Source organism: Sphingosinicella sp. CPCC 101087 (assembly GCF_004151485.1).
Lineage (GTDB): Bacteria > Pseudomonadota > Alphaproteobacteria > Sphingomonadales > Sphingomonadaceae > Allosphingosinicella.
The window spans coordinates 43905-57983 of the sequence record NZ_SBFF01000013.1; the positions used below are offsets into that span (position 1 = coordinate 43905).

A 14079-nucleotide genomic window follows, 5' to 3' on the forward strand; every position below is an offset into this window, starting at 1 on the left:
GCGGTCAGACCGCGCGTTCGACCAGCAGCTTCTTGGTTTCGGCGATCGCCTTGGCGGGATTGAGACCCTTGGGGCAGACGTTGGCGCAGTTCATGATCGTGTGGCAGCGATAGAGGCGGAACGGGTCCTCGAGCTGGTCGAGGCGCTCGCCGGTCATCTCGTCGCGGCTGTCGACCAGCCAGCGATAGGCCTGGAGCAGGATGGCGGGGCCCAGGAACTTGTCCGAATTCCACCAATAGCTCGGGCACGAGCTGGAGCAGCAGGCGCACAATATGCATTCGTAGAGGCCGTCCAGCTTGGCGCGATCCTCCGGCGACTGGAGACGCTCCTTGCCCGACGGATCGGGCGTGGCCGTCTTCAGCCAGGGTTCGATCGAGGCATATTGGGCGTAGAAATGGGTAAAATCGGGGACGAGGTCCTTGATCACGTCCATGTGCGGCAGCGGCGTGATCCGGATCTCGCCCGACAGGTCCTCGATCGCGGTGGTGCAGGCGAGGCCGTTGCGGCCGCCCATGTTCATCGAGCAGGAGCCGCAAATGCCCTCGCGGCAGGAGCGGCGGAAGGTGAGGGTCGGATCCTGCTCGCTCTTGATCTTGATGAGCGCGTCGAGGACCATCGGGCCGCAATCGTCCAGGTCCAGCTCGAACGTGTCGTAGCGGGGATTTTCGCCGCTTTCCGGATCGTAGCGGTAGATCCTGAACCTGCGGACCCGCGCCGCCCCGGCCGGCGCCTTGTGGCTGCGGCCCTTGCCGGTGATCCTGCTGTTCTTCGGGAGGGTGAATTCGGCCATCTGGAAATCCTCTTCGCGGATGCGGGATAGCGGGTCGGCCGGGTGGGAACAATATGGTGGGTCAATGCCGAGGCCGGCCGCGGCCGAACGTCACGGCGCGGGCGGGCGATCAGGGATGGGGCGGCGGTGAGGGAGGCGTCCTCGTCCTGCCAGGGCCGAGGCGGGCGACGTTCGGCACCGGCGCGTCGACGGGCTCAGGACAGGCTGGCGCGGCGTTCGAGGAGCAAGGCGGCGATGGCGTAGGTGCGCGGATTGTCGACGTCGATCGCATGGGCGCCGTCCTCCAGCACGACGGCCGAGGCGCGAGCGCCGAAGCGGCGGCCGACGCGGGCCATCGCCCGGTCGAGCGAGATCAGGCCGTAGCGCAGCAGGATCAGGTTTAAGAGGCCGAAGGCCGCGGCGATGCGCATCGGGTTCTTGGCGAACTGGCCGCCGGTCCGGAAGGTCTCGGCCATGGAGAGGCCGCGCCGCGACAGGCCGTAGAGATTGCAGTTGGAATAGCTGCCGTCGGTGAAGCGGTAGAAGCGGCGCTGCCCCTGCGGGTGGGCCGAGAGAACGTCCTCCTTGCGCGACAAAGCGAGCACGGCATCGTCGCCCGCGGCGAGCCGGTCGGCCACCCGGCGCACCGCCGCGGGGGTGAGCAGGACATTGTCGGCGGTGGTGACGATGAAGGGGCCTTCCGCCCCCTGCGCGGCCGCATAGACGCTGTCGGTGATGCTGGCGGCCGAGGGGATGAAGGCGACCGGAACGCCGAGCTCCCCGGACGCGCCGTCGACGACGCGCAGCCGATCGGCCGCGCCTTCCTCGACCGAGATGCGGATCGATTCCACCCCGCCATGGGCGGCGAGCGCCTCGAGCACATGGGCGAGCAGCGGACGGCCGCCGATCGGCACGAGGCATTTGTGGCTGACCCCGGCCTCCGCCGCGAGCGGATCGAGGCGGCCGTCGCGCTGGGCGGCGAGGACGATCGCGGTGAAGCGGGGTTCTTGGGTCATCAGGATCGAGCCTCGCTTGCCTGGGCCGCTGCGCTTGCGCCGTCGGTTGCGCGTCTCCCGCCCGCGTCCGACCCCAGCAGGCCGTTGCGGCGCAGGCCTTCGTAGAGGATGGTCTCGATGAGCTGGGCCTGGGTGAGCCCGGCGAGGACGGCGGAGCGGCCGAACACCTTTTCCGACCAGAGATTGGCCTGCAGGTTCACCTCGAGGAAGCGAAGCTCGCCGCGCTCGCGGTCGAGGCGGAACTCGAACCGGCCATAATCGAACGGGCGATAATCCTCGGCGATCCGGCGGGTATAATCCGCGATGATCGGCATCCATTCGGGATCGTCGAACGGGACGAGCTGATATTTGTGGGCGCGGTCGACCAGATCGCGCTTCTCGTAATAGGTGCGCAAATGGGTCGGGTCGGCCTGCTCGAACAGCATCATCGGCATGACCACCGGCTCGCCGTCGACGGTGATCACCGGCACCTCGACGTCGCTGCCGTCGAGGAAGGGCTCGACGATCGCGTCATGGCCCTGGGCGTGGATGTCGGCGATGGCCGCTTCGACGCCGGCCCAGTCGAAAGCGTCCTGGACCGCCCAGCTGGCCGAGGAGGCGTTGGGCTTGATGACCAGGCGCGGGCCCCTGGGCGTCGGCTGGCCCTCCGGGCAGCGGGACGGATCGACCGGGGCGCCCCGGCGGTAGACCGCCCAGGGGGCGGTGGGGATGTCGCGTTCGGCGGCGCAGAGCTTGGCGAGATGCTTGTCGTCGGCGAGGCCGCGCAGGATCGGCGAGGCGCCGAGAAAGGGAATGCCGGCGCGGGTGCAGAGCAAGGGGCCCAGCATCTCGCTGTTGAGGAAGCCGCCGCGATTGAGGAGCGGGAAGACGAAATCGGCCTCCGGCCGGTCGAACAGGGCCTCGTAGCGGTCGGCGAGGAGGAGATCGAGGCCGAGCGCCTTCAAAATCTCGCGAGTCTCGACATGATAGAGAGCGTGGTTGCCGTCGTCCGGATGGAGGCCGCCCTCCCATTTCGCATGCTTGGCGATGAACAGGATGCGCAGGCGCGCCTTGGCGTCCTGCGGGATGATGCGGGGCGTTATGGTCGGGTGGGTCATTTTCCGTCTTCAGAACATGCGGCAGGTGCGCGGCCCTGCCGCGCCTTGGCCCGAACGGGCCGGCACCTCCCACCCGGCCCTTCCCCCCAAGGGGCAAGGCAGGACAGGGTGCGGATGTGGGCCTGATGAGTCCGCGCGGTGGGCTTCACGTGAGACGTCTGCCTTTCGCGGCAAGATGATCCGGCGCAGCTATCCTGCCACCCCCGCAGGAGATAGAGCGCCCTAATCCTCTCATCGAGTCGGCGCAAGATTTCATGACCGTGAGCGTAGACAAGTCGATCCTTTCCGACCTTCCGCTTATCGTGCGGGTGCTGAGCAGCGGCGGCGACGCGCGAATCCGGCTCGATGCGGCGACCGGGCTCAACCGCTATCACAGCGCGCCCCGGCCGGGCGACCTGCTCGCCTTCGCCTCTTCGACCGCCAACGATATTTCGGCCGCGGCATTCGCGCAGGTCGAGCGGCGGCTGGAAGCGATCGGCGAGGCGCCTTCGGGCGCGGTCTATGGCGAGGCGCTCGAGGCGCTGCGGGGACGGATCCGCGCCGCCTACGGCCTGCCGGGCGACGTCGCGGTGGTGTTCGCACCGTCGGGCACCGACCTCGAATATGTCGCTTTGGCCTGCCTCGCCGGCCGGGCGCCGGGCGGCACGCACAACATATTGCTCGGCGCCGACGAGGTGGGGAGCGGCTGCATCCACAGCGCGCACGGGCGCTATTTCGCCGAGCAGACGGCGCTGGGCGTGCCGACGCGGGCGGGCGAGCCGGTGCCGGGACTGGAGGGCGTGCTCGTCGACCTGATCGATATCCCGGTGCGCGACTCGGACGGGCGGGTGCGTCCCTCGCGCGAGATCGCCGACGGCATGGCGCGCGGCATCGAAACGGCGCGCGCGCAGGGGCGGCATACGCTGGTCCATGTCGTGCACGGATCGAAGACGGGGCTGATCCTGCCCGCGCTCGACGATATCGACCGGCTGCAGGCCGCCCATCCGGAGGACGCGACTTTCGCCATCGACGCCTGCCAGGCGCGGATCACCGGCGCCGCGGTGCGGGACTATCTGGAGCGGGGCGCGATCGTCTTCGCGACCGGATCCAAGTTCATGGGGGGACCGCCGTTCAGCGGCTTCGCGCTGGTGCCGGCCGGGGCGGCGGCGGCCGCGCCGGCCCTGCCGCCGGGGCTGGAGACGATCTTCCGCCGCGCCGAATGGCCGGCGCTCTGGCCGGGCGCCGAGCGCCTGGAGGACAGCGCCAATGCCGGGCTGCTGCTCCGGCTGGAAGCCTCGATCTTCGAGCTGGAGCGGTTCCAGCGGCTGGCACCGGCCGAGGTCGAGCGGGTGATCCTCGCCTTCCACGCCGCCGTTCGCGCGGAGATCGTCGACAGGACTCCCGCCCGGCGCGTGGCGCCCTACCCGCCCGGCGAACGCGAGGAAGCCGACACGCATCCGATCGAGATGCGGACCTTGTCGACCCTCGACCTTTCCGGGATGGGCTCCGGAGCGTCGACGTTCGAGGATGCGCAAAAGTGGCACAAGGCGCTGCTGGCCTACGGCGTGCGGCTCGGGCAGCCGGTCAAGTGCGTTCGGCTCGCCAGCGGCGACTGGGGGGCGACGCTGCGGATCGGACTGGCGATGTGGCAGATCGTCGAGCGCGCGGAAATGGCCGACCAAGCGCTGGCGGAATCGTTCGCGGACGACATGGCGCGGGTGCGCGAGGCGCTGGAGGCCGTGACGGCCTAGCTTTCCCCGCCCGCGCGGGGCCGCCGCGATCAGGCCGGCGGCACCTGCGCCGCCGGACGGGCGGCCCAGTTGAGGTTGCGGGTGACGTACATCACCGCCGCCAACGCCACGAACAGCATCAGCGAGCCGATCAGCAGCGAATATTCCTCGAGGCTCAAGAGGATGTAGAGCAAGGCATAGAGGCCGACGAGCAAGCCGCCGATATAGAAAGCGCGGCGCCAGCTCTTCAGGACGGCGGCGGAATAGGCCGTGTTGAGCCCGGCGATCGCCGCCGCGGCAAGGACGTAAGCCGGCGCGAAGCCGATCACCTCGGCAAAGGCGAGCAGCAGGACGAAGAACAGCACCAGACCCGCGCCGACGAGGAGATATTCGACCGCCGATACCCGCACGCCGCCGATCACGTCGAACAGGAGGAAGGCGAGAAAGGTGAAGCCGATGAACAGGAAACCATATTTGGCCGAGCGGTTGACCCGCGAATAGAGATCGACCGGCTGCATCAGGCTGACCTGAGCGAGGTGGTGCCCGCCCGGGGCAATCTCCGGCCGAGCCGCGAAGCGATCCGCAATCTGGGGCGGCGGTGGCGCGTCGGCGCCTGCCTCTCCGGTGGTCACCAGCGCCTGGCCCAGCGCGAGATTGCCGACGCGATAGACGGCGGTGAAGCCTTCGCCGCTCACCTGGCGCTGAGCGGGAAGGAAGCTGCCCTGGAAGGAAGGATGCGGCCAGGCGGAGCGCAGCTGCCAGCGCGTATCACCGGCCCGGGGGGCGAGGCCGAGCGCGCGATTGCCACGGAAAGCGAACTGATAATCGACGACGAGGGCGCCGCCGGCGAGCGGCGCGGCGTCGATCCAGGCGAAGAAACCCGGACCGCCACCTCCACCCGGCTGGAGCCGGAGCGGCCGGCCGCCGGCCGTGACCTGCGGATTGGCGCCGAGACCGCGCGGATCGGAAAGGCCGAAGCGAAGCTCCGCGCGGGCGAGGTCCATGTCGGCGAGGGCGACTCCGAAGCGGCTGAGATCCTCCGGTATGGCGAAGCGGGCGCGGCCGCGCGCCGAGGCCTCGTAGACGACCACCTCGTAGATCGAGCGGGTGCGGCGCTCCGGCCTGATCTCGGTCTCGAGATCGGACAGTTCGGGCGACAAGGTGAGCTCGCGCCAGACGGTGCGGGTGCGGGTGACCTGGCGCCCGCCTTCGGTCACGCTCTCCTCGGCCAGGGCGCGATACGGGATGACCAGCAACGGGCCGGAGATGGTCTGCGGGCCGCCCCAGCCTTCGGCGATCGAGGCCTGGGCGAATTCGGACTGCTGCTGGCGGTCGTAGACGAGCAGCCAGACGGTGAAGAGCGGGACGGAAAGGAGCAGCCCGACCAGCAGAGCGAAAGCGAGCTTGGCGCCCGGGGAGCGCTCCGTGGAAAGGACGGGCATGGGTGACTCCGGCCGAGTTTATGCGATTCGTCGCACGTCGTGCCGGCTTGTCATCAACGCTCCTGCGGCGGACCGCAATAGCGCGCCCGCTCCTGCGGCGCGGCGCGCAGCCGCGTGTCGATATAATGGCCGGTCATCCGGTCGATCATCGCCTCGCGGCCGGGCCGCTGGAAACGGGCGGCATCGCTGCGCCAGCCTGCGATGCAGATATCGCGGGAGGAATCGGAGGCGGCGCAGTCGAGCAGATTGCCGAAGGCGGCACGCCAGGCGAGGAAGGCGGCGCGGTCCATCGGCTCGCCATGGCCGGGGACCAAGGTCGTGAACGGCGTCGCAGCGATCTCGTCCAGGGCGCGGCGCCACCCCTCCGGGCAGGCGGTGTCCATGAACGGGACTTCGGCGACGACCAGATCGCCGGCGATCAGCAGCCCGGCGGCCGGGTCGAAGATCCAGAGATCGCCCTCGGTGACCGCGAAGGACGCGACGTTCAGCCGGAGGCGGCGGCCGGCAATGGCGAGCTCGGCGGATCCGCGCACCGGCCGGGTCGGGCGCAGCGTGTCGGGTGCGGCCATGACGGCGAGGAAGCGGCGGATCTCGGCCTCGCGCTCCGGCGGGACGCCGCCGGCAGCGAGCGCCGCCTCGGCCTGGCGGCGGCCGTCGGCGAGGAAGCCGGCGAGGGCGCTTTCGATGGCACGGGTGGCGTAGAGCGGCGCGTCGGGAAAGGCGGCGCGGATCTCGCCATTGCCCGTGCTGTGGTCGAGATGCCAGTGGGTGTTGACGATCGCGGCGATCGGCCGGCCCCGCTCGCGCGCAAAGCCCAGCAGTTGGTCGCGATGCTCGGGATGGCGGCCGGTATCGACGAGGATCAGGCCTTCCGGCGCTTCGAGGAAGATGCTGTTGCCGTCGGGGCCCCGGTTCGGCTCGACGCTGCCGGGGACGAGGTGCCAACCATGCGCCGGGGCGGGTGGCGGCGACGCAGCCGCACCGGATGCGGCGGCGGTGAGCAGGCCCATGACGGCAGCGGCCCACCTGCGCATGGCATGTCCTTTCCTTCGCGTTCCCGCCACCGGGATGCGCGCGTGGAGGCTCGGGCGCCGCCCGCTTTCGGCGGAGAGCGGGATTGCTTCGACGAGGGAGGCGGCGCAGGTTCGGGGACCGCAAAGGCACGGAGGTTCCTTCTCCGATCGCCCTGCCAGCCGCGAGGTGCCGCGATGACGCTGCGACCGATCCTGCTGTCCCTCGCGCTCGCCGCATGCGGCGGCGCAGGGGCCGTTCGCATGCCCGATGGCGCGGTGATCCTGCCGGGGAGCGAGACGACCGAGATGCTCCGGCAATGCTCACGTGCCGCGCCGGCGGCGGGCGAGGCGACCTGGACGCCTTCGGCCGCGGACATCTCGGCGCTCGAGGCGGCGCTGCCGCGAGCGCTGGCGAGGCAGAGGCGCGGCGACGGACAGGATTGGAGCGGAGCGCCGCGGGGCTGGCGGCGGCAATATACGGGCCTGGTCCGGGACGGACGGCGCTACATCTACGGCAACTTCTTTCCGGCCCACACTTCCAGCCGCGCCCCCGAGCCCGAGCGATGGCGACAGGAGGCGATGATGGTCTGCGACGGGGGCCCGAGCTTCTTCGGCGTGGAATATGACGTCGAGGCGGGACGGTTCACCCATTTTGGGTTCAACGGGCCCTTTTGAGGACGCAGCCGTCCGGACTCCCTCCACCGCGCAAACATGCCGCGAGGCTCCCCTTCCCCTCCCGGCCCACCCGGGGAGGAAGGTCAGGTCAGTAAACCCTTGCCTTGGGCTTGATGTACGAGATATCGTCGCTGAGGGTGTAATCGTGAACCGGGCGGCTATCGAGGGTGACGCCGCCACCCTGTCCGCCCCAGCCGTCGAACCAGACGATGCTGTGCTTCAGCCAGTTGACGTCGTCGCGATTCGGATAGTCTTCGTGCATGTGGGCGCCGCGACTTTCCTTGCGGTTGGCGGCCGAGTGCATCGTCACCACCGCCTGCGCGATGAGGTTGTCGAGCTCGAGCGTCTCGATGAGGTCGGTGTTCCAGATCAGGCTGCGATCGGTGACCTGGATGTCCTCCATCCTCTTGTAGACGACGTCGATCTTGCCCTTGCCTTCGTCCAGCGTCTTCTCGGTGCGGAAGACGGCGCAGTCCGCCTGCATGGTGCGCTGCATCTGGAGCCGCACCTCCGCGGTCGGGCTGCCGCCCGAGGCGTGGCGGAAGCGGTCGAGACGCGACAGAGCCAGCTCGTCGGCACCCCTGGGCAGCGGCGCCGGCGGGGAGCCCGGCTTGATCAGCTCGCCGACGCGGTGGCCGACCGCGCGGCCGAACACGACCAGGTCGATCAGGCTGTTCGAGCCCAGGCGGTTGGCGCCGTGGACGGAGACGCAGGCCGCCTCCCCCACCGCGAACAGGCCCGGCACGATGCTGTCGGGATTGCCGTCCTTCAGCGTGACGACCTCGCCGTGATAATTGGTCGGGATTCCGCCCATATTGTAGTGGACGGTCGGCACCACCGGGAGCGGCTGGCGGGTCAGGTCGACGCCGGCGAAGATCTTTCCGGTCTCGGTGATTCCGGGCAGGCGCTCGGCGAGGATCTTCGCATCGATATGGTCGAGGTGAAGATGGATATGGTCCTTCTCCTTGCCGACCCCGCGGCCTTCGCGGATCTCCATCGCCATTGAGCGCGAGACGACGTCGCGGCTGGCGAGGTCCTTGGCGGAGGGGGCGTAGCGCTCCATGAAGCGCTCGCCTTCCGAATTGGTGAGATAGCCGCCTTCGCCGCGCGCGCCCTCGGTGATCAGGACGCCGGCGCCGTAGATGCCGGTCGGGTGGAACTGGACGAACTCCATGTCCTGGAGTGGCAGTCCGGCGCGAAGCACCATCGCATTGCCGTCGCCGGTGCAGGTATGGGCCGAGGTGGCGGAGAAATAGGCGCGGCCATAGCCGCCGGTCGCCAGCACGACGGCGTGGGCGCGAAGGCGATGGATCGAACCGTCATCCAGGCACAAGGCGATGACGCCGCGGCACTCGCCATTCTCCATGATGAGGTCGAGCGCGAAATATTCGATGAAGAAGTCGGCGTCATACTTCAGGCTCTGCTGGTAGAGCGCGTGGAGCATGGCGTGGCCGGTGCGGTCGGCGGCGGCGCAGGTGCGCTGGGCCGGGGGCCCCTCGCCCATATTCTGCATCATGCCGCCGAAGGCGCGCTGGTAGATCTTGCCCTCGGTGGTGCGGCTGAACGGCACGCCGGCATGTTCGAGCTCGTAGACGGCGGCGGGCGCCTCGCGGCAGAGATATTCGATCGCGTCCTGGTCGCCGAGCCAGTCGGAGCCCTTGACCGTGTCGTACATGTGCCAGGTCCAGTGGTCCGGACCCATATTGCCGAGGCTGGCGGCGATTCCGCCCTGGGCGGCGACGGTGTGGCTGCGGGTCGGGAAGACCTTGGTGACGCAGGCGGTCTTCAGCCCCTTCTCGGCCGCGCCCATCGTGGCGCGAAGGCCCGAGCCGCCGGCGCCGACGACGACGACGTCATAGATATGGTCGACGATCTGGTAGGCCCCGGCCATCAGTCGGCGCTCCCGGTGAAGGCGATCTTCAGCACGGCGAACAGCGCCAGCGCGGCGGCGAGGATGGCGGCGAAGTTCAGGACCATGATCCAGAACAGCTTGGCGCCGTCGTCATGGACATAATCCTCGATGACGACCTGGAGCCCGAGCTTCAGGTGCCAGAAGGTGGAGACGATCAGCAGCAGCATCGGCACGGCGCCCAGCGGCCCCGCCAGCCATTCGACGATGGTGGGATGGTCCAGCGCCGGCAGCCGCAGCAGGGAGACGGCGAGCCAGACCAGCAGCAGGAGCGTCGACACCGAGGTCAGCCGCTCGATCCACCAATGATGGGCGCCTTCCCCGGACGAACCGAGGCCGCGAACGCGCCCGAGCGGCGTTTCCATGCTCATGCGCCTTTTTCCAGAATGATCCACGCCCAGAGCAGGGCGGTGAGCAGGAGCGAGCCGACGATCGTCATGTTCGCCCAGAATTTATTGACCGGCAGCTCGAAGCCCGCGCCCATATCCATGACGAAGTGCCTGAGACCCGAAAGCGTGTGCTGGAACAGGGCCCAGCTCAGCGGGATCCAGATGATCAGCGCCCATTTCCAGGTCGCCCACTCGACGAAGGTCGCATAGGCTTCCCGTCCGTCGGCGGCGGCGAGCAGCCACCAGACCAGAGCGGCACCGCCGGCCACGGAAAGGCCCGCCCCGGTCACCCGGTGCAGGATCGAGACCAGCATGTGCGGCCCCCACTTCCAGACGGTGAGGTGAGGCGACAAGGGCCGGGACGGATTGCGATGCATCGAGACGAGGCTCCCCTTGAGACGCGACCGCTTTTAGGCCGAACGCGCCATGTTGCAAGCCGGCCTCCCCTGCCTTTTCGCGGCGGGACTCGAGCCCGATAGCTAAGATGATCTTAACCGTTTCAGCCTTAACAGGAGCGAGAAAGCCTAGCCAAGGGAAGCTTCGCAAATGACCGGGATCTCTGGACGTCAGGACGAGCTGGATCTTCGTGCACGACTGAGAATGTTCGATCCCGACGGCACGCTCGCCGAGGATTGCCGCGAGATCTGGGCGCTGATCGCGCCTGAAAAGGAAAGGATCGCCCGGGAATTCTGGCTCGGCTACGGCCGTTCGCCCAGGCTCGCCGAGCCGATCGGCGAGGACAAGATCGACGGGCTGGTCCGGCGCATCCTGCCCTATATCGAGCTCAAGCATGTCAACCTGGAGTCCCAGGAGTGGGTCGAGAAGGCCGGCGAGCATGTCGCCTCGGCGACCGCCGCGAACGTCCCGCTGACCAGCATCTTCGCCGGAAGCGCGCAGCTTGCGGCGGCGGTCCAGCAGATCATCCTCGACCGAACCGCCGACGATCCGGCGCGGTGCACTCGACTGATCGCCGCCTATGCGCGGATGACGATGGTCCAGGTCGACATCTACGCGTCCCATTTCGACCGGCTGTGCGAGGCCGCCGAGCATCAGCGCCGCAGCGCCCAGGGCGCCGAGTTCAACAAGGAGATCGTGACGGTCGTCGAGAGCACGGCCAGCGGCAGCCGCAAGGTCCGGGCCCAGGCGGCCGATGCCAGCCAGGCCGCACGCGGCATGCTCGGCAAGACCAGCGAGGTCGCCGCCGCGGCCGAACAATCGGCGGTGGCGATGCGCGAGGCGGCGCAGACCGCGGCCGGACTCATCATGGCGATCGAGGAGGCCCGCAACGAGGTCGAAGTCGCCGCCGGAGTCGCGATCCGCGCCGGCGAGCAGGCCGGCAAGGCGGTCGAGGTCAGCCAGGCGCTGTCGGCCCATGTCGAGGCGATCGAATCGATCCTCGGCCTCATCCGCGACATTGCCGGACAGACGAATCTGCTCGCGCTCAATGCGACGATCGAGGCGGCGCGCGCCGGCGACGCCGGACGGGGATTCGCCGTGGTCGCGCAGGAAGTGAAGAGTCTCGCCAACCAGACCGCCCGGGCCACTGACGACATTGCCGCCAAGATCGCTGCGATCCAGACCGCGACCAAGCAGACGGTCGAGGCGAACGATTCGATCCAGTCGACCGTGGACGAGGTCCAGTCGAGCGCCGACCGCATCCGCAAGGCGATGGAGATGCAGGCGCAGACGGTGACGATGATCACCGCCGCCGTCGACGAGACCGCGCTGGCGGCCGATTCCATGTCGTCGACCATCGCCGCGATCCGCGCCGACACCGAGAGCGTCGCCGCCGAAATCGACGAGGTGGAGAAGAGCTTCTCGGCCGTCGACGAGCAGATGGCCCGCTTCAAGACGACCACGGGAAAGTTCGTTCAGACCTTCGCAGCCTAGGATTCGTTTTCGGGCCGTTTTCGGCCGGAACGTGCACGCGAAGAAGGCGACGGGTGCAAGCGAGCCGGCGGCACTTGGTTGAGCGCCGCGGCCGGTGCCACGGCTGCAATGGGTTCGCGGAAAGACACCAAGCCGCAAGCCGTTGCGTCGTCCTGGCGAAGCCGGGACACAGTTCGGACTCCGCTTGGATCCCGGCCTTCGCTGGGATGACGTTGTTGGCCGAGCCGAAGTCGCGTCCTTCGAATGAACGATCAGGCGCGGGCTTCCGCTCCGCGGCTTGCGGCTCTATCCGGCAAGACATGACCCAGTCGCTCAACATCCTCGTCACCGGCGCGAGCCGGGGAATCGGCGCCTCGATCCTGGAGGCGCTTTCCGGCCACAATGTCGTCGGCCACTCCTCCAGAGGCGGGGATGGCCTGATCGCCGCCGATCTCGCTTCGCCCGCAGTCGCCGAAGGGCTGTGGTCCGAGGCGCTGGACCGGCTCGGCGGGCGGATCGACGTACTGATCAACAATGCCGGCGTCTTCGAGGCGGCGCCGATCGACGCGCCGCATGAAGAATGGGTCGCCCTGTGGGAGCGGACGATGCGGGTGAACCTCTATGCTTCCGCCGAGCTGTGCCGGCTTGCCGTCCGGCACTTCCGCGAGCGCGGGTCGGGCGGGCGCATCGTCAACGTCTCGAGCCGCGCCGCCTATCGCGGCGACAGTCCCGACCATTGGCATTATGCCGCCTCCAAGGCAGGCATGGCGGCAATGACCAAGACGATCGCCCGTGCCTATGCGGGCGAAGGGATCTACGCCTTCGCCATCTGCCCCGGTTTCACCGTGACCGGAATGGTCGAGGAATATGTCGCCAGCCGCGGCGGCGCGGCCTTCCTCTCGGACATTCCGCTGGGCCGACCGGCGACCACCGCCGAAGTGGCGGAGACGGCGCGCTGGCTCGCCGTCGACGCGCCGGCCTCGGCCACCGGCGCGGTCATCGACGTCAACGGGGCCAGCTTTGTCCGCTGATCGCCGCGAGCGCCCGACCTCCAGGATCATTGCAAGGCATCGCGCCCGATGACCAGCTGGCGGGTGACGCTGCCCTGCACCAGGTCGGAGGCGGAGGCGCTCGGGGAAGATATTTCCGTCTTTGCCGCACTCGATTCGCCGCCGGTGCTGGTGACGAGCGAGGCGGAGCCCGACCGCCCGGACCAATGGCGGCTCGACGCCTATTTCGACGAGAAGCCGAGCCGTTCCGAGCTGGCCCTGGTCGTGTCGCTGGTGCCGAGCGCCGCAGGCGCCAGGCCCACTGCCGAGCGGATCGCCGATCAGGACTGGGTGACGTTGAGCCAGCAGGGGCTCGAGCCGATCAGGGCCGGTCGCTTCTTCGTTCACACACCCGCGCATCGCGATGCCGTCCCGCCCGGCACCGTCGCCTTCGAGATCGATGCCGGCCGCGCCTTCGGCACCGGCCAGCACGAGACGACGACCGGCTGCCTGATCGCGCTCGACGCGCTCAAGCGGCAGGGAGCGATCTTCACCGACGTGGCCGACATCGGCACCGGCACGGGCCTGCTCGCCTTCGCCGCCCTCAGGCTTTGGCCGGCGGCGCGGGCGATCGCGTCGGACATCGACCCCGTCGCGATAGAAGTGGCGGCGGAGAATGCCGCGATCAACGCCGTCGCCGTCGGCCGGGCGCGAGGCCGGGTCGAGCTCGCGGTCGCCGCGGGCATGGATCATCTCCGGCTCAGGGCTCGAGCGCCCTATGACCTCGTCGTCGCGAACATCCTCGCCGGGCCGCTGATCGATCTTGCGCCCGGCCTTGCCGGCGCGCTGGCGCCCGGCGGACGGCTGATCCTGGCCGGTCTGCTCGAACATCAGGCGGCGAGGGTGACGGCAGCCTATCGCCGCCAGGGGATGATGCCTTCGTTCCGGATAGTCCGCGGCGACTGGCCCACCCTGGTGCTGCGCAAGCGGCGACGGGTAGGGGCGCGCCGCTGATCGACGGACGCTAGCCTTCCCCTGTAACGTCGGCCCATCTTCACCCCGAACTGCCCACTCGGACGATGCGGGAATCGGGACGGATGAACATGGTTCTGCATGACCAGGCCCTCCACGCTCGTGGACCGCGGCGCTCGTCGGGCCGAGGAGCGGCAGCGGCAGCGGACGAGGAAATCCGGTTCCGCACA

The 14079-nt window shown here is 69.0% G+C and carries 13 protein-coding genes; 5 read left to right on the forward strand and 8 right to left on the reverse strand.

What is annotated here, in order from left to right; translation table 11 throughout:
* Window positions 1–4 precede the first annotated feature (4 nt).
* The 3 genes from EKM57_RS18775 to EKM57_RS18785 all read right to left on the reverse strand — a co-directional run bounded on the left by EKM57_RS18775 (window position 5) and on the right by EKM57_RS18785 (window position 2882).
* Window positions 5–790, reverse strand: coding sequence for a succinate dehydrogenase iron-sulfur subunit (locus tag EKM57_RS18775; RefSeq protein ID WP_129794064.1), 786 nt, complete (start codon window positions 788–790; stop codon window positions 5–7).
* Between the two features lie 194 nt (window positions 791–984).
* Window positions 985–1785, reverse strand: coding sequence for an NTP transferase domain-containing protein (locus EKM57_RS18780; protein WP_129794065.1), 801 nt, complete (start codon window positions 1783–1785; stop codon window positions 985–987).
* Entirely contained in the window at window positions 1785–2882 is a 1098-nt protein-coding gene (locus tag EKM57_RS18785) for a phosphoribosylglycinamide synthetase (RefSeq protein ID WP_129794066.1), read from the reverse strand. Before EKM57_RS18785 ends, EKM57_RS18780 begins: the two co-directional genes overlap by 1 nt.
* Window positions 2883–3136: 254 nt before the next feature.
* Between EKM57_RS18785 and EKM57_RS18790 the strand changes: the two genes are divergently transcribed.
* Window positions 3137–4612, forward strand: a complete 1476-nt coding sequence (locus EKM57_RS18790) for a hypothetical protein (protein WP_129794067.1) — start codon at window positions 3137–3139, stop codon at window positions 4610–4612.
* A gap of 29 nt (window positions 4613–4641) precedes the next feature.
* On the opposite strand, the gene creD is transcribed toward EKM57_RS18790, so the two are convergent.
* The gene (gene creD / locus EKM57_RS18795; RefSeq protein ID WP_129794068.1) at window positions 4642–6033 is read right to left on the reverse strand and encodes a cell envelope integrity protein CreD; all 1392 of its coding nucleotides are present in this window, start codon (window positions 6031–6033) and stop codon (window positions 4642–4644) included.
* Between the two features lie 53 nt (window positions 6034–6086).
* A complete protein-coding gene (locus tag EKM57_RS18800; RefSeq protein WP_129794069.1) occupies window positions 6087–7067 on the reverse strand; it encodes an MBL fold metallo-hydrolase in 981 nt (326 codons plus the stop codon).
* 174 nt (window positions 7068–7241) lie between these two features.
* On the opposite strand from EKM57_RS18800, the gene EKM57_RS18805 reads away from it, so the two are divergent.
* Entirely contained in the window at window positions 7242–7721 is a 480-nt protein-coding gene (locus tag EKM57_RS18805; RefSeq protein WP_129794070.1) for a hypothetical protein, read from the forward strand.
* An 88-nt stretch (window positions 7722–7809) separates the two neighbouring features.
* Here EKM57_RS18805 and sdhA read toward each other — a convergent pair whose 3' ends face one another.
* From sdhA to sdhC, 3 genes are read right to left on the reverse strand one after another with little or no spacing between them, the layout of a single operon-like run.
* Window positions 7810–9612, reverse strand: coding sequence for a succinate dehydrogenase flavoprotein subunit (gene sdhA / locus EKM57_RS18810; RefSeq protein ID WP_129794071.1), 1803 nt, complete (start codon window positions 9610–9612; stop codon window positions 7810–7812).
* Entirely contained in the window at window positions 9612–10001 is a 390-nt protein-coding gene (gene sdhD / locus EKM57_RS18815) for a succinate dehydrogenase, hydrophobic membrane anchor protein (protein WP_129794072.1), read from the reverse strand. Before sdhD ends, sdhA begins: the two co-directional genes overlap by 1 nt.
* Complete coding sequence (sdhC, locus tag EKM57_RS18820) at window positions 9998–10396, reverse strand: succinate dehydrogenase, cytochrome b556 subunit (protein ID WP_129794073.1); 399 nt, start codon at window positions 10394–10396, stop codon at window positions 9998–10000. Before sdhC ends, sdhD begins: the two co-directional genes overlap by 4 nt.
* A 169-nt stretch (window positions 10397–10565) precedes the next feature.
* On the opposite strand from sdhC, the gene EKM57_RS18825 reads away from it, so the two are divergent.
* From EKM57_RS18825 to EKM57_RS18835, 3 genes are all read left to right on the forward strand, one after another.
* A complete protein-coding gene (locus EKM57_RS18825; protein ID WP_129794074.1) occupies window positions 10566–11909 on the forward strand; it encodes a methyl-accepting chemotaxis protein in 1344 nt (447 codons plus the stop codon).
* A 299-nt stretch (window positions 11910–12208) separates the two neighbouring features.
* Window positions 12209–12919, forward strand: coding sequence for an SDR family NAD(P)-dependent oxidoreductase (locus EKM57_RS18830; protein ID WP_129794075.1), 711 nt, complete (start codon window positions 12209–12211; stop codon window positions 12917–12919).
* Between the two features lie 48 nt (window positions 12920–12967).
* The gene (locus tag EKM57_RS18835; RefSeq protein ID WP_129794076.1) at window positions 12968–13891 is read left to right on the forward strand and encodes a 50S ribosomal protein L11 methyltransferase; all 924 of its coding nucleotides are present in this window, start codon (window positions 12968–12970) and stop codon (window positions 13889–13891) included.
* The last annotated feature ends 188 nt before the right edge of the window (window positions 13892–14079 follow it).

Coding starts and splice junctions, on each gene's coding strand:
- EKM57_RS18785 (WP_129794066.1), bottom strand. CDS start 2,882: ATGACCCACCCGACCATAACGCCCCGCATCATCCCGCAGGACGCCAAG.
- EKM57_RS18800 (WP_129794069.1), bottom strand. CDS start 7,067: ATGCGCAGGTGGGCCGCTGCCGTCATGGGCCTGCTCACCGCCGCCGCA.
- EKM57_RS18835 (WP_129794076.1), top strand. CDS start 12,968: ATGACCAGCTGGCGGGTGACGCTGCCCTGCACCAGGTCGGAGGCGGAG.
- EKM57_RS18790 (WP_129794067.1), top strand. CDS start 3,137: ATGACCGTGAGCGTAGACAAGTCGATCCTTTCCGACCTTCCGCTTATC.
- sdhC (WP_129794073.1), bottom strand. CDS start 10,396: ATGCATCGCAATCCGTCCCGGCCCTTGTCGCCTCACCTCACCGTCTGG.
- EKM57_RS18775 (WP_129794064.1), bottom strand. CDS start 790: ATGGCCGAATTCACCCTCCCGAAGAACAGCAGGATCACCGGCAAGGGC.
- EKM57_RS18825 (WP_129794074.1), top strand. CDS start 10,566: ATGACCGGGATCTCTGGACGTCAGGACGAGCTGGATCTTCGTGCACGA.
- creD (WP_129794068.1), bottom strand. CDS start 6,033: ATGCCCGTCCTTTCCACGGAGCGCTCCCCGGGCGCCAAGCTCGCTTTC.
- sdhA (WP_129794071.1), bottom strand. CDS start 9,612: ATGGCCGGGGCCTACCAGATCGTCGACCATATCTATGACGTCGTCGTC.
- EKM57_RS18780 (WP_129794065.1), bottom strand. CDS start 1,785: ATGACCCAAGAACCCCGCTTCACCGCGATCGTCCTCGCCGCCCAGCGC.
- sdhD (WP_129794072.1), bottom strand. CDS start 10,001: ATGAGCATGGAAACGCCGCTCGGGCGCGTTCGCGGCCTCGGTTCGTCC.
- EKM57_RS18805 (WP_129794070.1), top strand. CDS start 7,242: ATGACGCTGCGACCGATCCTGCTGTCCCTCGCGCTCGCCGCATGCGGC.
- EKM57_RS18830 (WP_129794075.1), top strand. CDS start 12,209: ATGACCCAGTCGCTCAACATCCTCGTCACCGGCGCGAGCCGGGGAATC.